The sequence below is a fragment of the Bacillota bacterium genome (assembly GCA_018818595.1).
Taxonomy (GTDB): domain Bacteria; phylum Bacillota_I; class Bacilli_A; order Izemoplasmatales; family Hujiaoplasmataceae; genus JAHIRM01.
In genome coordinates this window covers 1-24,238 of the sequence record JAHIRM010000036.1, presented here as the reverse complement: position 1 = coordinate 24,238, position 24,238 = coordinate 1, and the positions used below count along the sequence as shown (strand labels likewise).

The window sequence follows — 24,238 nt, the reverse complement described above, 5'->3', positions numbered from 1 at the left end:
ATCCCGTGAAAGTTAGAATTAATTTAACCAATTCAATTATGTATTTTTTAGGAATTGCGTTAATATCTTTTTCGGTTATTCTTTCTTTTCGAACAGGATTTGGAGCAACTCCAGCTGATAACCTTACAGGAATTATCTCTAAAACGACACATATTTCTTTAGGAACAGCCGCATTTCTTGTATCGACATTCTTTATTATTGTTTTAATCCTTTATTATAAAAATTTTAAATTTCTGTTTCTATTTGTTCAAGTAATCGTGTTTTCACCCATGCTTGATTTTTGGGATTTAGTGATTTTAAAAGACTATATGCCTCTTGGAGCAATGACTTGGATTGTTTTTGCAGCATCTGTTTTCATCCTCCCATTTGGAGGAATGTTAATGATAAAATCTACTTACCCCGCGGGATTATATGATGAGTTAATGTTTCTCACGTATCGACACACAAAATTAAAATTAGGTGTGTCTAGAACGTTTAACGAAATGGCGATTGTGTTAATTGCTGTTTCAATTAGTTTATTAACAAAAAACGGGTTTGGAACAGTGTACTATGGAACGATTGTTTATGCTTTATCCATTGGATACTTATTAAAGTTTTATATATTTGGATTTGAGAAATTGAATCATAAAAGGAGAAATATTTATGGAACTAAATAAAATGATTGATCATACCTATTTAAAAGCAATAGGAACCACAAAAGAAATTGATGTTTTACTAGAAGAAGCAAAAATGTTTCATTTTAAAAGCGTATGTGTTAACCCTGCGTTTGTTGCACATTGCAAAAAAGCTTTAGAAAATACAGACGTTTTAGTTTGTACAGTCATAGGCTTTCCTTTGGGAGCAAACACGATTGAAACAAAAGTGTTTGAAACGCTAAATGCGGTTGCCAATGGCGCAGATGAAATCGATATGGTTCTAAACATTGGCGAATTAAAATCAGGCCATTATGATTATATTAAAAATGAAGTAACTCAAGTAGTAAAAGCAGCTCATGGATTAACCGTTAAAGTTATTATTGAAACGTGTTATCTAACCGAGGATGAAATTATAAAAGTGAGTCAACTCATTGGAAATACAGATGCAACTTTTATTAAAACTTCAACTGGATTTGGAACGCAAGGCGCAACACCTGAAAATGTAGCCATCATGAAAGCAAATGGAAATGGGAAAGAAGTGAAAGCTGCAGGCGGAGTGAGAACAAAAGAAGACTTTGTAAAAATGATCGAAGCGGGTGCAACAAGAATTGGCACAAGTAACGGCATTGCGCTGTTAAAAAATGAAACCGGATCTGAATATTAATGATTGACTTACAAACAGACATTCTCAATCGAACCAAAAAAGAAATGATTTCTTTTCGATTCAGCCGCGTTCTTGTTAGTACAACAGTTTTTTCGGTTTTTGTCATAAGCGTATTTTTAATTGGACAGATTTCTATTAATTGGATTAGCGGTCCACTTATTGTAGGAATCTCTTTTGTCTACTGTTTATTAAAAGAATATTTTATGAAATATCAAAATACGAAAATGTTAAGCGATCAATTAAACTATTTAAAAGGTAAAAAACCAAAAATGACTTTATTTATTTCGATGCTTGAAGTCAATCATAAGCAAGTATATTTAAAAAAATCTTCATTGTTTATTGAAAACAATCGACTTTATTTAGAAGCGTATCATTCTAATGCTTTTTCCTTCAAACCAAAAGATAGTATCACGGTTTCTTACGGGAAAGATTTTATCTTAAAAGAAGTAACAGAAGAAGATTTGCCACTTGTCAGTTTTAAAGGAATTCTTATGGATACAGAATATCAGTTATTGGTAGTGAATAATCAAGAAGTGATTACACTACTTAAATCATATATCAAAGAAGAAGAAAAGGACGTGTAATTTATGGGAACACCACATAACAGCGCTGAAATTGGCGAAATTGCATCAACCGTTTTAATGCCAGGAGACCCTCTAAGAGCCAAGTACATTGCAGAAAATTTCTTAGAAAACGTCACTCTTTTTAATTCGGTAAGAAATATGTTTGGCTATACTGGATTCTACAAAGGAAAACGAATTTCCGTGATGGGCTCAGGAATGGGAATGCCTTCTATTGGAATTTATGCCTATGAATTATTTCGTTTTCTAGGAGTAGAAAGAATTATACGAATTGGGTCAGCAGGCTCTTATTCTCCGAAACTTAAACTGTTTGATACATTACTTGTAACAGAAGCTTTTAGTGAATCTAATTTTGCAAAATCGCAAAACGGAGAAAAAAGACACATTTTAAAATCTTCGAAAGAACTAAACAAAGAAATCATTCAAGCAGCTAAGAAGATTCATATTTCAATTGTAAAAGGCAGAATTCATTCAAGCGATGTCTTTTACCGCGAAACGGGTCTTTCCCCTCAAGAGTACTTTGAAAAACATAACTGTTTAGCCGTTGAAATGGAATCATTTGCTTTATTTCATACCGCAAATATTCTTAACAAACAAGCCGCTTGTTTGTTAACAATCTCTGATTCTTTAACAACTCACGAAGAAACCTCTCCAGAGGAAAGGCAATCTGCTTTCACAAACATGATGAAAATTGCACTTGAATTAGCATAAACAAAATGGATGGTTCGATAGGGAACATCCATTCTTTTTGAAGGAGCACAAATGGAAACTAGAATGTTAAAACAAAATGGGTTAACGTTATATTTGATAAAATTAAAGAAATTCAAGACCATTGGAATTTCACTTAAATTTGTCAATTCTTTTCAGGAATCTACCATTAATGCTCGTTCTTTGCTACCAGAAGTCTTAACAGAAGCTTGTAAAAAATATCCAGGATTACAATACATTCAAAATGAGTTTGACGCCTTGTATGGCACAGAATTATCTACATCTACTCAAAAAATAGGATTACAAAGTGTTATTTCCTTTGATGTAATGGTAGTAAACGATCAATTTCTTCAAGAAAAAGTTAAATTAACTCCTCTTGCTTTTTCTCTTTTAAGTGAAATTATTTTTCATCCTAAAACGACTAAAAATGGGTTTAAAAAAAGCATCGTTAACAATGAAATTCGTATGTTAAAAGAAGACATTGAAGCAGATTATCATGATAAATTCGAATATAGTTACCAACAATTCAAAAAAGAAATGTTTTCAAACGAACTTTTTAAGTTTTCATCAAGAGGTATTTATGACTCTCTTGATGAAATCACTTCTGAGAATCTTTTTCACTATTATGAAACAATGATTCAAGAAGATGACGTATCGATGTTTGTTGTAGGAGATTTTGAATTTGAAGACATTGAAAATACGGTTAAAACATATTTTCATTTTCCAAAAAGTAAAATGAATTTCACATGGCTTGACACACAATCAAAAGAATTTATGAATCCAACTTATATTACTGAAACAGCCGATTTAAAGCAAGCAAGAATTAATATTGGCTATCGTACTTTTATACGTTCTACCGATAAATTATATTATGCTATGGTTTTATTTAACTCAATTTTTGGTGAGTCTGATCAATCAATATTATTTCAAGTCGTGCGTGAAACGCATCAATTATGTTACTACATTTCTTCAAGTTACAACCCAAACAAAGGGTTTTTATCCGTTTTTGCAGGAATCGATCCCGGAAAAGAAGATGAGGCATGTAATTTGATTTTTGATTCATTACATCAATTAATTCAAGGTGAAATATCTGAAGAAGCTTTATTTTTAGCAAAAGAAAACTTAATTCATCGAGTCAGACTTAGTAATGATTCTATGGGAAGTTTGATTAATCGAGTTTTTATTTATCAAAAACTTTATCAAAAAGCTTACGATGTTGAAGAAATCATTTCTCAAATTTTGTTGGTTACGAAAGATGAAGTTCTCAAAGCAGGGAAATCTCTTCGACTTGACACCGTTCATACGTATACAAAAGAAGGGATGAATCTATGAAGACAACCACTTATTCTCCCATACAAGAAACATTAATAGAAACGACTCTTTCTTCAGGAATGAGAGTAATCTTTTTACCAAAAAAAGATTTTAGTCGAGTTGCGGTTTCTTTACAAATCAAATTTGGATCTACCGATCAATTTATAACATTAAAGAAAACGAAAGAACAAAAGGAATTTTATGAAGGAACAGCCCATTTTTTAGAACATATGATTTTTGAAAACGAACAAAATGACGTTTCAAAAGCTTTTTCATTGCTTGGGGCTTCTGTGAATGCGTATACGACCTCAAACCGAACGAGTTACTATTTCTCAACAACCAATCCAGTTGTTGAACCGCTTAAATTGCTTCTTGACACCGTTTTTAATCCTACCCTACATGAAGATGCTATTTTAAAGGAAAAAGCGATTATACAAAAGGAAATCACGATGTATCAAGATGATCTAGATCAATCTCTCTATTATGACCTCTTACATCAAATGTATAAAGATCACCCCATCAAGAATGACGTTGCCGGAAGCGAAGAATCCCTTTTACTGATTCATTCTGAACTTTTAAGAAATGCTTTTTACACTTTTTATCATCCAAAAAACACGTTGCTTGTCATTACGGGTGATGTGAATCAAGAAGAAGTATTTGACTTTCTCAAGAATTATCAATTTCTTTTTCCCTTTAAAAAACATCAAGACTTTATAAAAGCAGATAAGCTAGAAGCTGTTTCCTCTAAAAAAAAATCAGCTGAAATCATCAAAGATGTCGTAACGGATTTAGTGATGATTGGAATACTCATTCATCGAGATGCAAAACTTTCTCCACAAAAAGCGGCAATAGAAGAAATTTCTCTTTTGTTATTGTTGGATAATTATCTTGGAAAAAGTTCTCCAAATTATCAAGAGTTAAACAAAAAACAATTGATTAATTCAACCTTTGATTATTCTGCAAGTTCTGAAGAAACTTATGGACACATCATTTTGTATACAGAAACAAAAAAACCGAAACAGAGCATTAAAGAAATGGAATCTTTGTTAACTTTGTTACAAGATTATCAAATTGATTCCAAGCGATTTATCATTCAAAAACGAAAATTAGTTGGACAATTTGTTCAAATCTTTAATTCTATTACCCAAACCAATAACTTTATTGCCGAATATGCCTTGCGTGGAATGAACGCTTTTACTTTTTTAAGCATCTTAGAAAAAATTACAGAAAATGATTTATATGGTATGGTTCATTACTTTCAAGAAAACGCGATTGTGTCCATTCATTATCATAAATAATTTGATTTATCTTTTACCCAAATTTCTTTGGGTTTTTTTTTTTTTTAATAGTCTTAACTCTTTTGACATGCTATAATAGGGTATCAAGAGGTGGCATATGTCAAAGTGTAAAGTCTATTTACTTCCTGGGGAAGAGACAAGGATTTTAGAGGGTCATTCCTGGGTTTATAATAATGAAGTTTTGCGTTTAGAAGGAGACATTGTAAGTGGAGATATCGTTGATGTGTATTCTAGCTTAAACAAATTTATTGGAAAAGGATTTTTAAATACTCAATCTAAAATATTTGTGAGAATTGTTTCCAGAAAAGATGTTGAAATTGATTATGATTTTTTCAACCAAATTATTGTTAAGGCAAATCAGTATAAAACAGAATTAGGGTTTCAAAATAGTTATAGAGTTCTTTTTGCCGAAGCAGATGGAATGCCAGGATTAATTGTGGATAAATATGGAGAATATTTATCCATTCAAATACTTTCTTTAGGAATTGACAAACGAAAACAAATCTTTATTGATATTTTAGTCTCTTTGTTTCATCCAAAAGGAATCTATGAACGAAGTGATGTCCCTATAAGAACAAAAGAAGGACTAGATTTGTTTAAAGGAACTATTTATGGAGACGTTCCTGATGAAGTGCTTATTGAAGAAAATGGAATTTTCTTAAGCGTTGATTTAAAATCCGGTCAAAAAACCGGAACATTTCTTGATCAACAAGCCAATCATTTCGCACTTCAAAGTTATGTCAATCAAAAAGACGTATTAGATTGTTTTTCACATATTGGCAGTTTTGCGCTTCATGCTAAAAAAGCGAATGCTAAAAACGTTACCGCTGTAGATATATCAGAAGTTGCTTGTAACCGAATCAAAAAGAATGCGAAATTGAATGAATTAGAGATTAAAGTCGTTCAAGCCAATGTATTTCATCTTTTACGAGACTACCAAGCAGAAAACAAAAAATTTGATGTCATTATTTTAGACCCACCTGCTTTTGCAAAAACAACAAGTAAGATTGCTAGTGCCTATAAAGGATACAAAGACATCAATCTTCAAGCCATGAAGTTAATCTCAAATGGTGGATATTTAATCACGGCTTCTTGCTCTCATTTTATGACCCCAGCACTTTTTCTGCAAATGTTAAAAGAAGCAGAAAACGATGCGCAAAAAACCTGTCAAATGATTGATTTTCGAATTCAAGGAAAAGACCATCCTACTTTATTAGGATCAGAAGAAACATTATATTTAAAGTTAGTTGTACTGCGAGTTTTAGATAAATAAAGGAATGATACTATGATTATTAAATCCATCGATTTTTGTGGCAGTGCCGTAAAAAGAGATCAATATCCCCAAGACAATTTACCTCAAATAGTCATATCAGGTAGAAGCAATGTGGGAAAATCCTCTTTTATTAATGCCATGTTAAACAACTATAAAATTGCAAAAGTATCACAAACTCCAGGTAAAACAAGATTGATTAATTTCTTTCTCATCAACTCGTTATTTTATTTTGTTGATATTCCAGGATATGGATATGCTAATGTTAATAAAACCATGCTTATGGATTTTCAAACATCCATTGAAATGTATTTAGAATCCTCACCAACGCTTCAATCAGCCATTCTTTTACTTGATATTCGACACATTCCAACCAACGATGATTTAATGATGTTAGAATATTTTAGAAATCGAAATTTAAACATTTTATTAATTTTGACAAAAGCCGATAAACTATCAAACAATCAACGATTTAAGCAAATGAAACTGATTAAAGAACGATTGTCTTCAAAATCTACTGAAAAGATTTTTATGTTTTCCGCTACAACCAAAGAAAATCGAGATTTAATTTGGGACGAAATTGAACATTCATTGATTCCTTAAATTTTAAGAAGAACGTTTTGCAAGAAAAGGTGATAATATGCTTTCAGAGTACTTTAATCGAATTGCTTCAAGTTATGATCAAGCCATTCAAGAAATTGATCGTTTAAAATTATTTCCTTATGCTGGCTATGAGGAAATGATGGACCGAATTGCCAAAGAAATTATGGCACAGCTTCATTTAAACGAATATAAGATTTTGGATATTGGCATAGGAACCGGACAACTTTATCAAAAAATCAAACCCGAATTATTAAAACTTACCGGAGTTGATTTTTCGAAAAACATGTTAGAAATCGCCAAACTTCGTTTGCCAAGCTCTACTTTCTTTTTACATGACTTTGTACAAGGATTGCCAAAAGAAATTCAAGATGAAAAATTTGATTTTATTGTTTCTACTTTTTGCATGCATCATTTGGATATTGATAAATACGTTGATATGATTCATTACCTGCTAAATTATTTGACTCCTTTTGGAAAAATCTATATCGGAGATATTCTCTTTTTAGATGAAGAATCAAAAAAAAGATGTTATAAATCTTCCTCTGATATTTGGGATGAATCAGAGTATTATCATGTATTCAATCAATTACTTCAAAAAGTTAATTCTCAATTAAAATTAAGTTTTATGAAAATCTCGTTTTGTGTTGGAATCATCATTATTGAAAATTATCATGAATGTACTTTACAATTCGAAGAGAATTTGGTAGAATACTCTCAAAATACAATGAAGTGGAAGAGTAGTCAAGCCCGGAAAAAAAGAGAGTAAACGGTAGGTGTAAGTTTACCAAAAGGATTGATGAATGTCGCCATGGAGTAGATAGAATGAACTTTAGTAGTTTTATCCGTCCCCAGCGTTAATGGAATGAGTGCTAGATTTATCTAGAACAAAGGTGGTACCGCGATAAAATCGTCCTTTTTTAAGGCCGTTTTTTTTATTTTAAGGAGGAACTATGAAAAACAAAAACTACATTTCTTATCTAAGAGAAATGGTTGGAGATAAAAAAATCATTCTAAATGCGGCTTGTGTGGTTTTGCCAAATGAAAAGAACGAAATATTACTTCAAAAAAGAAGTGACAATCTCAAGTGGGGATTACCAGGAGGCCTGATGGAGCTAGATGAATCCATTGAAGAATGTGCTATAAGAGAAGTATTAGAAGAAACCAATTTAGAAGTGTGTCTCACTAAGTTTATAGGAATTTTTACAAATCCCAATATGACTTGGAGAATTACAGATAAAGCTAAAGTCATTTGTTATTCTTTTCAAGGAAAAATAACAGGAGGGACTTTAAGGATAAACGACAGCGAATCATTAGCTTTTGAATATTTTTCTCTTGAACATTTGCCTGAAATTCATTCACCCGATAATCTCGAAACCATACTTGCTTATTATAATTCAGAGTCAAATTTAGTGGAAGGGAAGTTATATCATGACGACATTAAATCCAAAATATGATCACATTGCAGTAGAAGACAAAAAATACGAGTTCTGGCTAGAAAATGGCTTTTTTGAAAGTGGAGATCTAAGTAAAAAGCCTTTTACTATCGTAATTCCACCTCCCAATGTAACTGGAAAACTTCATTTAGGTCATACCTGGGACACAACACTTCAAGATATGATTATAAGAAGAAAAAGAATGCAAGGATTTGATGCACTTTACTTACCGGGAATGGACCACGCAGGAATTGCAACACAAGCAAAAGTAGATCAAAAATTGCGCCTTGAAGGCATCAATCGTTACGAACTAGGAAGAGAAAAATATTTAGAAGTTGCCTGGAAATGGAAAGAAGAATATGCAAATCATATACGAGATCAATGGAAAACAATTGGTCTTTCTTTGGATTATAAAAAAGAACGATTTACACTCGATGAAGGATTAAGCGATTCTGTTAATCATGTCTTTATTAAATTATATGAGAAAGGCTACATTTATCGAGGCGAGCGCATTATCAACTGGGACGTTGAAGCGAAAACGGCTCTTTCGAATATTGAAATAGAACACAAAGACGTAAATGGTGCTCTTTATTACTACACTTATCCTTTTGTGGACCAAGTGGGAGGATTAACCGTGGCCTCAACTAGACCTGAAACCATGTTTGGAGATTCTGCGTTAATGGTTCATCCATTGGACTCTCGTTTTCTTGCCTATCATGGAAAAGAAGTCTACATACCTACGACCAAAATTAAAATAAAAGTCATCACAGATGACTACGTGGATAGAGATTTTGGAACAGGTATCGTAAAAGTGACTCCAGCACATGATCCAAACGATTTTCAAGTAGGAAGAAGACATGATTTAGAGATGCCTCTTTGCATGAATGAAGATGGTACGATGAATCATAGAGCTTTTCAATATGAAAATATGGATCGGTTTGAATGCCGTAAACAAGTAGTATCAGACTTACAAAAACTTGGATTAATGGTTAAAATTGAACCAATCGTTCACAGCGTTGGTCATTCAGAAAGAACCGGAGTGATTGTGGAACCAAGACTTTCTAAACAATGGTTTGTTAAAATGGAAGAACTTGCTAAAAATGCAGTCAATCAAAGTGAAGTTTCTTTTGTGCCAGATCGTTTTCAAAAAATATTTTTACATTGGATGAATTCAATCGAAGATTGGTGTATTTCAAGACAATTATGGTGGGGACACCGTATACCCGTTTGGTATAAAAACGAAGAAATCTATTGTTCAAAAACGCCTCCAACAGAAGACGGATGGACTCAAGACGAAGATGTCTTAGATACGTGGTTTTCATCTGCTTTATGGCCCTTCTCAACACTTGGATGGCCGAACAATACAGAAGAATTTAAACGATACTATCCAACCGATGTACTCGTTACAGGATATGATATTATTTTCTTTTGGGTTGCACGTATGATCTTTCAAGCAATAGAATTTACGGAAGAATCGCCATTTAAAGAATGTTTAATTCATGGATTAATTCGAGACGAATTTGGTGTTAAAATGTCAAAATCTTTAGGAAACGGTGTCGATCCAATCGATGTTGTAAACGAATATGGTGCAGATGCACTTCGATATTTTATTTCAACAAATTCAGCTCCAGGATTAGATCTTCGTTATGATAAAGAAAAAATGGAATCTAGCTGGAATTACATCAATAAACTTTGGAATATAAGTAGATATGTGTTGATGAATACAGAAAACATGAAATTTGAAGACATCATTTTAAAACAACGAGACATGAATTTTGCTGATAAATGGATTTTAACTCGTTTAAATCAAACCATAGATCAAGTCGATCATTATTTTGAGACATATGAATTTGGAGAAGCTGCAAAACTAATCTATAATTTTACATGGAATGATTTTGCTTCATGGTATGTTGAAATGACAAAGATTAACCAAGACATTGACCAAACAAAGTCTGTTCTTCTTTATGTATTAGAAGCAATTATCAAATTACTTCATCCGTTTATGCCATTTGTTACTGAAGAAATCTTTCAAATGATGCCTCACATTGAGCCTTCTATTATGATTTCACCTTGGCCTAGAAATAATGATTTGATTTTTGAAGAAACGCTTGATAAAGAATGGTTCTTTGAAATGATTAAACGCATTCGTACGGTACGAAATGATTACAGTGTATCTTGGACGAAGCCCATTGATTTATTGATTAAAGTGGATTTTCAAAGTATGAGCGATTTTTTAAATCAAAATTTACATTACTTGAATAAATTTTTAAATCCAAAATCCGTTGAAATATCATTAACTTTAGCTCCAATTGAAAAAGCAATAGCCATTATTTTACCAAATTGTACAATTTATGTGCCACTTGGATCTTTAGTAGATTTAACAGAAGAAATTATCAAACTAGAAAAAGAACTGATTGTATTAGAAAGTGAAATGCAACGAAGTGCTTTCATGCTATCAAATGAAACCTTTCTTAAAAAAGCACCACTCCAAAAAGTTCAAGATGAGATATTAAAAAGCGAAAATTATCAAAAAAATTATGAAGAGATGAAAAGAAGACTAGAGGAACTCAAAGGATAATATGTTTACTACTTTTTTAGAAGCAAAAGAATGGATTGAAAACTTACATCGTTTTGGAGAAAAACTAGATTTACATCGTATGAGTATTGCTTGCGAAGTTTTAGGGCATCCAGAAAAGGCATTTAAATCCATTCACATTGCAGGAACGAATGGAAAAGGTTCTACGGCTAATTACATAAAAAATATTTTAATAGAAGCTGGCTATAAAGTAGGAATTTATACTTCGCCCTATGTGGTCAAATTCAACGAGAGAATTGGCATTAATTATGATTTTATATCAGATGAAAATGTCCTTAAATATACAAACATTTTAAAAGAATTGTGGGATAAAATCTTCTTAGAAACTGGAGATTCCGTTACTTTTTTCGAAGTGCTCACTTTAATGTGTTTTATCTATTTTAAAGATGAAAAAATCGAATATGGAGTTATTGAAGTTGGTTTAGGGGGAACCCTTGATGCGACAAATATTATTACACCCATAGTCAGTTGTATTACAAACATTTCATATGACCATATGAAACAATTGGGAAATACGCTTGAAAGCATTGCCTTAAATAAATTAGGAATTGTAAAGGAAGGAATTCCACTTATCACTTCCGTTGAGAACGAATCTTTATTTCCACTTTTTTATGAAATAACTTCAAAGAATCATTCTAAAATTACCTTTATCGATTTTAATCAGATCAAAGAAGTAAATGTCTCTGAAGTTACTTCTTTTGAATATTATAACGAATTATATAAGTTACTACTTCCCGGATTTCATCAAGTGAAAAATGCTTGTTTAGCCATAGAAACCATTCGTGAATTAAATTTGTCAAATGATTTGAAAATTACAGTAGATCATATAAAAGCTGGTTTAATAAAGACTACATGGCCTGGTCGTTTTGAAATTTTTCATCATTCGATTATTTTAGATGGAGCCCACAATATTGGTGGAGTGGAATCGCTTAAAAAAACGCTTGAAGCGATGTATCCCAACAAGTATATTAAATGCTTATTTTGCATGATGAAAGACAAAGAACATTTAAAAATCATTGCAGAATTAGATAACGTTGTCGATGAATTTCATTTCACTGAAATCCCTTATCCAAGGCGGGCGGATGCAGAAGAACTCTTCTTTGAAAGTTTTCATGAGAAAAAGTTTATTCATCATGATTTTGAGAAGGCTTTTAACGAGCTATCTGTCTTAAAAGATAACGAAATTTTGTTAGTTACAGGATCACTTTATTTTATTTCAGAGATACGAAAATTGATTGTTAAGTAAAAACGGATGAGTTTCATCCGTTTTTTTTAGAGAAATTATGAAGTAAAAGCGTAGTATTTTATGAGGTGGTAACTATTTATACAATCAAAGACATGCCATTATTGGAAAGGCCAAGAGAAAGGCTTGAATCCTATGGAGCAGAAAACTTAAGTACATTTGAACTACTTGCCATCATTTTAAGAGTGGGCTGTAAAAATCAATCTGCGATTGAAGTGGCAAAATCCATTCTTCATGAGACGAATGAATTAAGCGATTTGAAAACAAAAACCATAACTGAGTTAGCAAACATAACAGGAGTAGGTAAAGCAAAAGCCATTGCAATTTTAGCTTCCATTGAACTTGGAAAAAGAGTATTAAATCCCAAAATGGATTTCATTAAAATTTCTTCACCCAATGATGTCTTTAATTTATTGAAAAACGAACTTATGAACTTAAAGCAAGAAGTATTAATCGTATTATTTTTAGATTTAAAAACCAATTTAATTGCTCAAAAGCAAATTTTTGTAGGGAGTTTAAATCAATCATTAATTCATCCCCGAGAAGTGTTTAAATTCGCAGTGAAATATTCAGCATTTCAAATTATCATGGTACATAATCATCCCTCAGGAGACCCAGAACCTTCGATGCAAGATCTTCAAGTTACCAAAATATTTAAAGAAGCAGGAGATATGTTGCAAATCAAGTTAATCGATCATGTCATTATTGGGAAAAATCGATATTTATCCATTATGGATTACTTAAAAACCACAAAATAAAAAACACATAATTAAATGTGTTTTTTATTTTAAATAGATATCTCCTAGTTATTGCTTATCGGTTGGTAAAATTCCTGTTTCTTGATATTCTTTGATTGAGTCACTCATTGTTTGAGTTCTAGTTTGAAGTGCTTGACGAAATTGATTTACTGCTGCAAAATTCTCATCAATTTTGTTTTGATTTTGAACTTCAAATGTTGCACGAATTGCAGCTCCTTCAGTATAGTAAGTATTACGAAGTGTAGAAAGTAAATCATGCATTGTAGCTAGTAAAGCGTCAAGTTCAGCTTGTTTAACTGAAGTATCTTCATCGCTTGCAACTAGTGCAGCGATTTCAGTTTCTAAAGCTTCAATTTGAGGTAAATACTCGTCAAGAATTACTTGTCTGTCTGCATAAAAAGCTGTTTGTTGTTCGACACAAACTTTATTCATTTCTTCATTGTTATCTTTTATTACTTGAATCAATTCTTGATTGGTTAGTAAAAGAGCATCTTCTTTTAATAAAGTATCTTCTGCATCTAATGCGCGATATACTAATCTTAAATAACCAACTTCAACATCTAATTCAGTAGCTTCTGTTACTAAATCAGTGTTTTGTTTGGCGATTGCTCTACCAAACATTGCTTTTTCTTGGAAAAGTTCATTGATTCTTTCTTGAAATCTGTTTTGCATTTGTGTAGAAGTAGAACTAACCTCAACAATTGTTTCATCTGCGTTAACATCAATGAATCCTAAGTCAATAGCTTCATCTAATACTTCTTCAATAGCTACGTCAACGTTCTTGTTTTGTAAACTTAAGTTTAAGAGAAGAATTTCACCATCTTGGTTAAGAGCCGAAACACTTTCAACAACGTTGTTTCCATTGACCACAAAATCGATGCTTGGGTTAATATCTACTGTTACATAAGAATATTCATCAGTTGCATTGCAACCGATTAAAAAAACTGATAGCAATCCAAATAATAGTAAGATTGGGAATAATATTTTCTTTTTCATTTTATAAAACCTCCTAATTTCTACTAAATATACGTAAAGGATAGGAGGTTTTATTGGTAAAAAAGAATTATTTTTCTAAAAATTCCAAAATATCTTGATATACAACGGCTTTATCTAATTCATTTAAGATTTCATGACGATCTTCATTATATAGTTTATATTCGATGGATTCATACCCAAGACGTTTCATTAAATGATAGAGATATACAACTCTCTCTCCATAATTACTTAAAGGATCTTTTGCTCCCGATATTAAGAGAATCGGTTGTTTCATATTGCCCTTCATTAAATTCTTTTTGTCATTTACAAAATTTAACCATCGAAATAAATTCCGATTAGCACTGACGGTAAAAGGTTGTCCACACATGGGCGAAGCATGATAATATTGTTGAATGGCTTCATCTTTTGTGAGCCATTCTTCATTAATTCCATGAATCAAACCGTCTTTTCTCATTTTATTTGGATTTGAATCAATTGCTAAATTTTGAATGGTTTTAGATATATGTCGTGGACCTTTAAAACATTGAAAGATTGAAGTTAAAGCAATTCCGAAAAAAGTTAATCCTTTCGAAGCATGTGTTGTTCCTGAAATAATCGCTTTTTTATAAAAATCAGGATACAAGATAATCATTTTTCTTGCTAAAAAGGAACCCATACTATGTCCTAATATATAAACATCTTTTTTCGGGTAATGAGTTTCAATGTAGTCTTTTACTAATTCAACAGATTCAAAGGCCAATAAATCGCCTTTTTTATCTGCAAAGTGAACATAATCATTTGTAGATGTAGAAAGTCCATGACCTAAGATATCACATCCTATAACAAGAAAGCCATGTTCGTTTAAAAATTCTGCGAACAACCCGTATCTTGCGAAGTGCTCACTTGCACCATGAATAATATGCACAATGCCGATTATTTCAATTTTTGGTTCATAAAGATATACATGAATTTGATTTTCCTTTGAATCCTTTAAAATGACCTTACGCATTATTTCACTCCTTAACTTTACTTAATCTATTGTGTCAATTATATCATTAATGGTTTTATTTTAAAACAAGTTTTGATATAATAAACAAAGAGGTGACTTGGGTGGAAAAATACATTTTAGCAATTGATCAAGGTACCACATCTTCAAGAGCAATTATTTTTGATAAATCAGGAAAAATCGCATCACAATCACAACATGAATTCACACAATATTTTCCTGAACCAGGATATGTTTTACACGATCCGTTAGAAATATGGGAATCTGTTTCGGTATGCATTAGTGAATGCTTTATGAAAGCAAAGATATCTCCACATCAAATAGCAGGAATTGGAATCACAAACCAAAGAGAGACTACTGTTGTTTGGAATAAAACAACAGGAGTGGCTATTTATAAAGCCATTGTATGGCAAAGCAAACAAACTTCCTCTATTTGTGAAGAATTAAAAAACAAAGGATATGAAAAGAAGTTCAAATCAAAAACCGGATTATTAATTGATCCGTATTTTTCAGGAACTAAAATAAAATGGATTTTAGATCATGTTAAAGGAGCGAGACTTTTAGCGGATAAAGGAGAATTGCTGTTTGGAACAATTGATTCTTGGATTGTTTGGAATTTAACAAACGGGAAACAGCATGTAACGGATTATTCTAATGCATCTAGAACGTTACTCTTTAATATTTTTGATTTAAAATGGGATGATGAATTATGTGAAATTCTAAACGTTCCTAAAAACATGTTGCCTTCCGTAAAACCTTCTTCAGCAATTTATGGATACACTTCTAAAAACGTCTTTTATGGTCACGAAATTCCAATTTCAGGAATAGCAGGAGATCAACAAGCTGCTCTTTTTGGGCAAACATGTTTTAATAAAGGTGATGTTAAAAACACATATGGAACAGGCTGTTTTATCTTAATGAATACAGGCACGACACCAACACTTTCAGAAAAAGGATTACTCACAACCATTGCGTGGGGTATAAATGATGAAATCACTTATGCACTTGAAGGCTCGATTTTCGTTGCAGGATCAGCCGTACAGTGGTTACGAGATGGACTAAAAATCATCTATAAATCTTTTGAGTCAGATGCTTACGCCAAAACGTGCTCTTCTAATCTTGGCGTGTATTTTGTCCCTGCCTTTGTAGGGCTTGGGACTCCATATTGGGATAAAGATGCAAAAGGTGCCATTTTTGGAATCACTAGAGGCACGAAAAGAGAACACATCATTAGAGCGACTCTTGAAGCCATCGCTTATCAAACAAAAGATGTATTGCAAGTAATGGAGTCCGAATCAAAAATTCATCTAAACCGACTAAGAGTAGATGGTGGAGCTTCTGAAAATGATTTTTTAATGCAATTTCAAAGCGACATTTTAAATACCTATATTGACAAACCAGTCACTTCAGAAACGACAGCGTTAGGAGCTGCATATCTTGCAGGATTGGCCGTTAAGTTTTGGACGTTGGATGACATCAAACAAATGTGGGGAATTGATAAAATCTTTAAACCACTTATCTCAGAAAAATGTCGAAAAGAGTTATATTCTGGATGGTTGAAAGCAGTGAAAGCTTGTATGATGTTTAAGTAAATATCACGTGCATTTTTCTGCAAATTGTTGTATAATATGAAAGAAGCTAGAGGTGATGAATATGGAAGATAAATTCAAGGAATTTAATGCGAAAAAAGAGAAAACTTCTAAATCCGTAATCATAGGTGGAGTTATTTTAGGATTGGCTATTATTATTTTCTTTTTACTTAGCGCTACCGTTGATCCAGTAGCAGGCCAAGTAATCGGAATTATAGTTGGAATCGTAGGCTTTGTTTTTTTGATAAAAGGAAGCATGGATTTTAAAAACCTCTCAAAACGATTTAAAACAGAAGTTTTAATGGGAGTATTTGAAGAAGCTATTCCTGGAATAAAGTATTCTCCAGATCAAGGATTATCCCAATTTGATGTCTACGCTGGAGAATTCTTAAAAAGAGCGGATCGTTTCTATTCAGAAGACTTAATGAAAGGCACACTTGATGATGTTGATTTTATATCAAGTGATGTAAGATTAGAAGAAAGACGTGTTGAACATACAAAAAATGGAACAAGAGTCTATTATGTTCCTTACTTTATAGGTAGAATTTTTAAATTTACTTTTAATAAAGAATTTGAAGGATATCTTCAAGTGCTTGAAAGTGGATCACCACTTTCCAATCGAAAATTCAAAAAAGTTGAATTGGAGTCCATCGATTTTAACAAAAAATTTAAAACCTATTCCACAACCGAATTAAGTGCATTCTATGTACTTACGCCTGACATTATGGAAGCTATCATGAATTTAGAAAAAAGAAATCCTGGTCGAATCGGACTTTCCTTTACAGGCGAAACGCTTTATATTGCTATAAACAACAACAAGGATACTTTTGAACTTAAGATGTTTCGCAAAATTGATGATTCAGTAGTTGAAGAATTTAAACAGGATTTACTAGTAGTCAAAGATGTTATCGTCGCTTTGAAACTAAACAATAGATTATTTAAAAAATAGGAGGAATTAAAATGTTTACATTAGGAATTGGAACAACCGGTACTATTTTACTAATCATTGCAGGGCTCATTCTTATCATCATTTTTTGGTATATTGGCACAATGAATCGTTTGCGTCAATTAGAACTAAAAGTAAATGAAGCTGAATCAGGAATTGATGTAGCTTTAACCAAAAGATTTGATATGCTTACTAAAATGTTAGAAACCACAAAAGGATACGCAAAACACGAATCTGAAACGTTAGAAAAAGTTGTTAAATGGCGTTCAGGGATTCCTCAAAGTGCAACGGTAAAAGACAAAGAAGAATTCTTATCGCAAATGAATCAAGTGGCTTCAGGAATCAACGTCGTTGTGGAACAATATCCTGATTTAAAAGCAAACACCGTCTTTCTTGAATTACAATCTGGTGTTGCAAACACGGAAGAACATCTACAAGCAGCAAGACGTCTTTATAATGCGAATGTAACAAGCATCAATACGATAATCGTTACGTTCCCACAAAGTATCGTCGCAAATGCAATTCATATGGAAAAGAAACCATATTTTGAAGCTGAAGAAAAGAAACGCCAAGACGTCGATTTTAAATTTTAATAAATCTACAACTTTAATTCGCTTTTTCACAACCTAAATAAAAGACGAATGATTCTTCATTCGTTTTTTTTTATGTTTCGAAAAATAAGTATATTATTGTTTTTTTTTTAAGAAATAGAAACCAAATTTGTTATTTGAAATCGACAAAAGATCAAGTTAAGATAATGCTATCAAACAAAAGGAGGCATTATGTTAAATCAAGTAATTTTAGTCGGAAGACTAACAAGCGATCCAGAATTAAGAAAATTGGAAGACAACAAAACCGTTACAACTATTCGACTTGCAGTGCAAAGACCCTTTAAAAGTGGTGAAACAAATGATTATGAAACGGATTTCTTGAATTGCACTCTATGGAGTGGAATTGCCGAAGCAACTGTAGATTATTGTAAAAAAGGTTCCGTTGTTGGAATAAAGGCACGGTTACAACAAAAAGAATATATTTTTGAATCAAAAAAAATCTTTTCTTATCCTGAAATAATTGTAGAAAAAATATCATTCATCAGTACAAATAAAGACTAAGGTGCAAAATGCATCTTTTTCTTTTTTTCAAGTCCAATAAATGTTATAATTTGACATAAGGTGATAAGCATGAAAGAATATCAAGATTTTTTAAATTATATCTTAAAAAATGGAATCGAAAAAACAGATAGAACGGGAACGGGAACTCTTTCAACTTTTGGGTATCAAATGCGCTTTGATTTAAGCAAAGGATTTCCGCTTTTAACCACCAAAAAACTTCATGTTAAATCGATTATTCATGAATTATTATGGTTTATTAAAGGAGATACAAACATCCGATATTTAGTCCAAAATGGTGTAAGAATTTGGAACGAATGGCCTTATCTTAAATTCAAACAGTCTCAAGACTATAATGGTGAATCGATGGATGATTTCATATCTTACATAAAGGATTCTGAAGTATTTGCACAAAAATACGGTAATTTAGGTCCAGTATATGGAAAGCAATGGAGAGCATTTGAAGGCAAACAACAAGTGATTGACCAATTAAATACTGTCATTAAGAATATTAAAATGAATCCAGATAGCAGAAGACTTATTGTCTCATCTTGGAATCCTCCTTTATTAGAAGAAATGGCTTTACCTCCATGTCATTTATTGTTTCAATTTTACGTTATTAACAACAAACTATCATGTCAAATGTATCAACGAAGTGCAGATGCCTTTCTTGGAGTCCCCTTTAATATCGCCTCTTACGCTTTATTGACTATGATGGTAGCTCAGGTCACGGGGTTAGAGTACGGAGAGTTTGTTCACACATTTGGAGATGCTCACATCTACTTAAATCACCTAGATCAAGTTCAGTTACAATTATCAAGAGTTCCACGAAATTTACCAAAAATGACTTTTTTAAGAAAAATCACTTCCATTGAAGATTTTAAATTTGATGACTTTTCTCTTTCAGAATATAATCCGTATCCTTCCATTAAAGGAAAGGTGGCCGTATAATATGATTAGTTTAATTTTCGCCATTGACCCACACTTTTTGATAGGAAAAGCAAATAATCTTCCATGGAATTATCCCGAAGATTTGAGTTATTTCAAGCAAACAACCCTTCATAAAACAGTACTAATGGGATTAGAAACGTTCCAATCCATTGTTTCAAGAATTGGGAAACCTTTGCCAAACCGAAAATCCATAGTGGCCTCATTAGAACCTTTTTCTTATCCCAACGTTACTGTAATTCATGATTTAATTTCTTTTTTAAAACAACCAACTTCAGAAGAAATTTTTATAATAGGTGGAAAAACGATTTATGAACTTTCTTTTCCTTATGCAGATAGACTTTATATTACTCATATTTCAAAACCGTATGAAGGGGATGTCTATTTAAATAACATTCCATTTTCTGATTTTTCATTAATGAAAGAAGAAACCAAAGGCGAATTAACATTTTCTGTCTATGAGAGGAAAAGTTAAAATGATCTTGTTTTTGCAAGTTTTGTTAAGCGTTCTTTTTACCATCCTTTTTCTGATTTTTGGGACATATGAATTAAACTTCACTGGAATTTTAACCATCATAGGCGTATTTCTTTTAGCAATGATTGCATTTATAATCCTATTATTCCTTTTTTTTGTTACTGTTTTATTTTTCTTTACAAAAACAGACCCTAAAAATCTTTTTAAACATCAGCTTTTCAATACAATTGGTTTTTATATCTTTAATGTGTTGTTAAGAGTTAAAATTGTAGTTTCTGGAAAAGAAAATTTACCTAGTAACAATCATTTTGTCGTCGTGTCCAATCACATTGAGTATACAGATCCAATTTATGTCAAACAAGTATTTAACGATTATCCTATTTCATATGTTTCAAAAGAATCGTTATTTAAAGTACCTATTGTAAGAAGACTTTTGAAAAGTTCTGGATGTATTCCTATTTACAGAGGAGACAACCGACAAGCAATGCAATCCATTCTTTTAGCCATTCAATCCGTTAAGAACGGACAACCAATGGGAATATTTCCAGAAGGAACACGTTCCTATAAAAATGAAATTGCACCGTTTAAAGCCGGATCTTTGAAACTAGCTACGAAAGCTAAAGCGGATATTTGTCCGATTTGCTTATATAATATGCATGGAATCTTTAAAAAAGGCAGAATTAAAATCCACAAAGGATATTGTCATATTTTGCCAAGAATTCCATTTGAAGAATATGAAAATTTAGACACATTAGAAATCACAAAGCGAATTGAATTGCTTATTTCAAATCAACTCACCGAATTTAAAAAAATGCATCCAGAAGACTAACCACAAAGAAGGGAATAATCAAACCATCTTATAAAGACGTTTTGATTATACAAGAATATATGATAAAATTAGTAGCGGTTGACTTAGATGGAACTCTTTTAAATTCTCAAGGTAAAATATCTATTAAAACAATTGAAACCATACAACTTTTAAAAAAACATCATGTATACATCGTGATAGCTTCAGGTAGAACCTATCATGAAATCACTAAAATCATTCAGCCTTTGGATTTGTTCGAATATGACAGAGCGTACTTTATTGCTTATAATGGCGTTCTTACTTTGAAAGTATTTCCTTTTGAAATCATTGACAAAAAATTAATGGACAAAGAAGATGTAAAAAAGATAAGTTCTCTTGTATTACCTGCAAATTTGAAAATGCATGTTTTCTGTGAACACTTTGTTTATATCTCTAACGATATTAAATTATTACTTTTAGATAATACTGCTTATGAAAAAACAGTAGTTAAGATTGATATGAATCTTTATGATGAAAACGAAGCAGTTTATAAAGTGTTGTTATATGATGAAGAGAAGATCTTAAATACGTTTAAAGGAACAATTGAAAACAGTTGGTATGATCAATACAATATCTTTAAAAGCTCAAATCAATTGTTAGAATTTGTACATTTAAAAGGTTCAAAAGGCGATGCACTCAAGAAATTGCTTGTTTTATTAAAACTAGACAAATCAGAAACGATGGCTTTTGGAGATGAAGAAAACGACATATCACTTTTAAAAGCTTCTGGAATCAGTGTTGCGATGGGGAATGCAAAACCTTTCGTAAAAGAAATTGCGGACGTTATTACTTTATCCAATGATCTTGATGGAATATCAGAAATAATGAATCAATATATCAATCAACTAGGAGATGATTTTAATGGAATTTGAATTAGAGATTATTAGGTGGCTTCAAAGTTTTCGAAATGATTTTCTAGATTATTTCTTCCAATTTTGGACAATGTTTGGTGAAGAATTATTTATTATAGCCATTCTTGGCTTTATGTACTGGTGTTATGATAAAAAAATTGGTGAAACCATTGGAATAACGGTATTCGTTTCGCTGGTGTTTAATAGTGTTCTGAAAGTCATAGTAAGTAGACCAAGACCTTTTTTAGTGGATAGCACCATTGAGAACATTCGTCCTAAAACTTCTTTGGGGTATTCCTTCCCAAGTGGGCACACACAAGGCGCTGCAACAACATTTGGAAGTTTGGGTATATGGATTAAGAAAAGATGGTTAACGATTACTGTGTCTCTAATTATCTTACTTGTGGCCATAAGTAGAATGTATTTGGGAGTCCATTACTTATCAGATGTAATTGTAGGAGCTATATTTGGAATTGGAATTTCTTTTGGATTTTATTTTTATTTTAAAAAACATGAAGATCACAAGAAAATATATAATATTATATTCATTTCAAGTGTAGTGATCTTTTTATTTAGTTATTTATATTTCTTATTCACTGCGGAGTCCTCTTTAGATTTGTACACAAATGTAGAAGGCGTATCCAAAATGATGGGGGCCATTATCGGATTTATTTTCGGTTTAAAATTTGAAGCCAAAAAGACAATGTTTTCAAATCATAAAATACTTAAGAAAAATGTGATTAGGTTTGTAGGGGGAGTAATAGTAGTTATGGCCATAAGATTGGCTTTGAAAGCAGTGTTTTCATTCATTATTAATCCCGAAGATTTAGTTCAAGACCAATATATTCAAAGCTCAATCGCACTATTATTTGATTTCATTCGATATTTCGCAATGGTATTTGTAGGTATTGGAGCATATCCAATCCTATTTAAAAAGTTTAATATTTAGAGAGGTGGACTAAAATTGAACATTCATAATGCAACTCTTTATAATCAGGAATTGATTATAAAGTACAATAAATATTATCTGCAAACGTTTATGCAAAAAAACTTTTCCATCATGGCGGTTGTGACAATTGGATTTAGCATCTATATGATTGTATTGGAACGGTGGGATTATGTATTACTTTTATTTTCAATTCTGTTACTATATTTTTTATTAACCTATATCATGCAATGGTATTCAACCAAACGGATTCTTAAGAATAGTCCTTTAGTCGAAAACCCAGTGATGCAGCATTATCAATTCTTAGATACTGAGATTTCGATTCATAATGTGAACACCTTTTCTATACCATATTTAGAAATTGCAAAATTAAGGAAAACAAAAGAATTTTTAATCATTACTTCAAAAACAAAGAAGACATACATTGTTGATTTAAAAGGATTTGACCATGCCAATGATTTTGGATTATTAGATAGCTTTTTAAGAGAAAGGTACTCAACCATTTATAAATAACACCTTTAACAGACTGATTTAGTCTGTTTTTTTTATTTTCTTATTGCATTTTTTCAAAAAATATATTACAATTAGACTGCTTGGTTTAGACCGTATGGTCAAAAAGGAGGTGTGTGCGATGAAAACCATGGAAATTAACGATAAAACATATTTTTTGAAAAACAATAAAGACTTATTTATAGCCACTTTAAGTGAATTTGCGCATAAAAGCTTTGAAGTTGCATCATTAAACGATATTATCAAAACATCGGGATTAAATAAAGGAAGTTTTTATTATCGATTCAATGATAAATTGGATTTATATTATGCATTAATGGACTATCTCTACATTGAACAATTAAATATTTTTGAAAAACAGACTCAATATTTAAAAGGAAATTTTTCACTTGAAGTTTTATTACACGCTTTCTTCACTAATTCATATAATCTTTATTCATTAAATCCAGAATTACTTATGTTAAATTATAATTCGTTTCTTGAAAAAGAAGATTTGAAAAATAACAGATTAGAGCATTGCATTTCATCTCTTGTTGATAAAGTACTGCCAGTAATCGAAAATTTGATTTTAAAAGATTACAAAATGAAATCTACAATCTTAAAAATGTTTATTAAAAATGTCGAAATTCAATATTATTTTTTACCGTTTGTATTTAAAGACACTTTTACAAGTTCGGATGTGTCTAGTTTGGTATCTACTTTAATTCAAAGTATAAATTTATATCGCAATTTAGATAATTTAGATCAATCTGTTTTTTTAAACAATAAAATGAGTTTACAATTATCTAAAGAGAACAAAGACATGTTTGATTTAAATTTAAAATTAACAAAAGGCGAAATATTAGCAATAGTAGGTCCAAATAAATCCCCAGAACTAATTCTTCAGAAACTAATCTTGGAACTATTTGACATAAATGATGGAGAAATCGAGTATTT

25 protein-coding genes, 1 pseudogene and 1 other annotated feature are annotated in these 24,238 nt (G+C 31.5%); of the genes and pseudogenes, 24 read left to right on the top strand and 2 right to left on the bottom strand.

What is annotated here, in order from left to right; genetic code table 11:
- Positions 1 to 5: 5 nt before the first annotated feature.
- From KJ971_06270 to radC, 13 genes and pseudogenes are all read left to right on the top strand, one after another.
- Positions 6 to 656: a hypothetical protein gene (locus KJ971_06270; GenBank protein MBU1145440.1), complete on the top strand. Its 651-nt coding sequence runs from the start codon at positions 6 to 8 to the stop codon at positions 654 to 656.
- The gene (gene deoC, locus KJ971_06265) at positions 643 to 1,299 is read left to right on the top strand and encodes a deoxyribose-phosphate aldolase (GenBank protein ID MBU1145439.1); all 657 of its coding nucleotides are present in this window, start codon (positions 643 to 645) and stop codon (positions 1,297 to 1,299) included. The genes KJ971_06270 and deoC overlap by 14 nt, the downstream gene beginning before the upstream one ends.
- Positions 1,299 to 1,883: a hypothetical protein gene (locus KJ971_06260; protein MBU1145438.1), complete on the top strand. Its 585-nt coding sequence runs from the start codon at positions 1,299 to 1,301 to the stop codon at positions 1,881 to 1,883. The genes deoC and KJ971_06260 overlap by 1 nt, the downstream gene beginning before the upstream one ends.
- A 3-nt stretch (positions 1,884 to 1,886) precedes the next feature.
- Entirely contained in the window at positions 1,887 to 2,591 is a 705-nt protein-coding gene (gene deoD, locus KJ971_06255) for a purine-nucleoside phosphorylase (protein MBU1145437.1), read from the top strand.
- A 51-nt stretch (positions 2,592 to 2,642) separates the two neighbouring features.
- Positions 2,643 to 3,920 carry an insulinase family protein gene (locus tag KJ971_06250; protein MBU1145436.1) on the top strand — a complete coding sequence of 426 codons (1,278 nt, stop codon included), beginning with the start codon at positions 2,643 to 2,645 and terminating at the stop codon, positions 3,918 to 3,920.
- Positions 3,917 to 5,197, top strand: a complete 1,281-nt coding sequence (locus tag KJ971_06245) for an insulinase family protein (GenBank protein MBU1145435.1) — start codon at positions 3,917 to 3,919, stop codon at positions 5,195 to 5,197. Before KJ971_06250 ends, KJ971_06245 begins: the two co-directional genes overlap by 4 nt.
- A gap of 97 nt (positions 5,198 to 5,294) precedes the next feature.
- Complete coding sequence (locus KJ971_06240; GenBank protein MBU1145434.1) at positions 5,295 to 6,470, top strand: class I SAM-dependent rRNA methyltransferase; 1,176 nt, start codon at positions 5,295 to 5,297, stop codon at positions 6,468 to 6,470.
- A 12-nt stretch (positions 6,471 to 6,482) separates the two neighbouring features.
- Positions 6,483 to 7,070, top strand: coding sequence for a ribosome biogenesis GTP-binding protein YihA/YsxC (yihA, locus tag KJ971_06235; GenBank protein MBU1145433.1), 588 nt, complete (start codon positions 6,483 to 6,485; stop codon positions 7,068 to 7,070).
- 37 nt (positions 7,071 to 7,107) lie between these two features.
- Positions 7,108 to 7,593 (top strand): annotated as a pseudogene (locus tag KJ971_06230) (class I SAM-dependent methyltransferase).
- Between the two features lie 192 nt (positions 7,594 to 7,785).
- Positions 7,786 to 7,988, top strand: a binding site (T-box leader).
- A gap of 32 nt (positions 7,989 to 8,020) precedes the next feature.
- Positions 8,021 to 8,524: an NUDIX domain-containing protein gene (locus tag KJ971_06225; protein MBU1145432.1), complete on the top strand. Its 504-nt coding sequence runs from the start codon at positions 8,021 to 8,023 to the stop codon at positions 8,522 to 8,524.
- Entirely contained in the window at positions 8,499 to 11,081 is a 2,583-nt protein-coding gene (locus KJ971_06220) for a valine--tRNA ligase (protein MBU1145431.1), read from the top strand. The genes KJ971_06225 and KJ971_06220 overlap by 26 nt, the downstream gene beginning before the upstream one ends.
- A 1-nt stretch (position 11,082) precedes the next feature.
- Positions 11,083 to 12,345: a bifunctional folylpolyglutamate synthase/dihydrofolate synthase gene (locus KJ971_06215; protein ID MBU1145430.1), complete on the top strand. Its 1,263-nt coding sequence runs from the start codon at positions 11,083 to 11,085 to the stop codon at positions 12,343 to 12,345.
- Between the two features lie 92 nt (positions 12,346 to 12,437).
- Complete coding sequence (gene radC, locus KJ971_06210; protein MBU1145429.1) at positions 12,438 to 13,100, top strand: DNA repair protein RadC; 663 nt, start codon at positions 12,438 to 12,440, stop codon at positions 13,098 to 13,100.
- Between the two features lie 48 nt (positions 13,101 to 13,148).
- Here the strand turns inward: radC and KJ971_06205 are convergent, their stop codons facing one another.
- Positions 13,149 to 14,096: a hypothetical protein gene (locus KJ971_06205; protein ID MBU1145428.1), complete on the bottom strand. Its 948-nt coding sequence runs from the start codon at positions 14,094 to 14,096 to the stop codon at positions 13,149 to 13,151.
- A gap of 67 nt (positions 14,097 to 14,163) precedes the next feature.
- Positions 14,164 to 15,084, bottom strand: coding sequence for an alpha/beta hydrolase (locus tag KJ971_06200; GenBank protein ID MBU1145427.1), 921 nt, complete (start codon positions 15,082 to 15,084; stop codon positions 14,164 to 14,166).
- A 101-nt stretch (positions 15,085 to 15,185) separates the two neighbouring features.
- On the opposite strand from KJ971_06200, the gene glpK reads away from it, so the two are divergent.
- From glpK to KJ971_06145, 11 genes are all read left to right on the top strand, one after another.
- Positions 15,186 to 16,673 carry a glycerol kinase GlpK gene (gene glpK / locus KJ971_06195; GenBank protein MBU1145426.1) on the top strand — a complete coding sequence of 496 codons (1,488 nt, stop codon included), beginning with the start codon at positions 15,186 to 15,188 and terminating at the stop codon, positions 16,671 to 16,673.
- A 61-nt stretch (positions 16,674 to 16,734) separates the two neighbouring features.
- Positions 16,735 to 17,619: a DUF3137 domain-containing protein gene (locus KJ971_06190; protein ID MBU1145425.1), complete on the top strand. Its 885-nt coding sequence runs from the start codon at positions 16,735 to 16,737 to the stop codon at positions 17,617 to 17,619.
- Between the two features lie 11 nt (positions 17,620 to 17,630).
- Positions 17,631 to 18,209: a LemA family protein gene (locus tag KJ971_06185; protein MBU1145424.1), complete on the top strand. Its 579-nt coding sequence runs from the start codon at positions 17,631 to 17,633 to the stop codon at positions 18,207 to 18,209.
- A 189-nt stretch (positions 18,210 to 18,398) separates the two neighbouring features.
- Positions 18,399 to 18,728, top strand: a complete 330-nt coding sequence (locus KJ971_06180) for a single-stranded DNA-binding protein (GenBank protein ID MBU1145423.1) — start codon at positions 18,399 to 18,401, stop codon at positions 18,726 to 18,728.
- A gap of 69 nt (positions 18,729 to 18,797) precedes the next feature.
- Entirely contained in the window at positions 18,798 to 19,676 is an 879-nt protein-coding gene (gene thyA / locus KJ971_06175) for a thymidylate synthase (protein ID MBU1145422.1), read from the top strand.
- A gap of 1 nt (position 19,677) precedes the next feature.
- A complete protein-coding gene (locus KJ971_06170) occupies positions 19,678 to 20,148 on the top strand; it encodes a dihydrofolate reductase (protein MBU1145421.1) in 471 nt (156 codons plus the stop codon).
- A 1-nt stretch (position 20,149) separates the two neighbouring features.
- Positions 20,150 to 20,977 carry a 1-acyl-sn-glycerol-3-phosphate acyltransferase gene (locus KJ971_06165; GenBank protein ID MBU1145420.1) on the top strand — a complete coding sequence of 276 codons (828 nt, stop codon included), beginning with the start codon at positions 20,150 to 20,152 and terminating at the stop codon, positions 20,975 to 20,977.
- 59 nt (positions 20,978 to 21,036) lie between these two features.
- Positions 21,037 to 21,867, top strand: coding sequence for a Cof-type HAD-IIB family hydrolase (locus tag KJ971_06160; protein MBU1145419.1), 831 nt, complete (start codon positions 21,037 to 21,039; stop codon positions 21,865 to 21,867).
- On the top strand, positions 21,857 to 22,795 hold the full coding sequence (locus KJ971_06155) for a phosphatase PAP2 family protein (protein ID MBU1145418.1): 939 nt from the start codon (positions 21,857 to 21,859) through the stop codon (positions 22,793 to 22,795). Before KJ971_06160 ends, KJ971_06155 begins: the two co-directional genes overlap by 11 nt.
- Before the next feature lie 15 nt (positions 22,796 to 22,810).
- Positions 22,811 to 23,305, top strand: a complete 495-nt coding sequence (locus KJ971_06150) for a hypothetical protein (GenBank protein ID MBU1145417.1) — start codon at positions 22,811 to 22,813, stop codon at positions 23,303 to 23,305.
- A gap of 118 nt (positions 23,306 to 23,423) precedes the next feature.
- Positions 23,424 to 24,238 (top strand): TetR family transcriptional regulator (locus KJ971_06145; protein ID MBU1145416.1); only part of this gene is annotated, 815 nt, incomplete at its 3' end.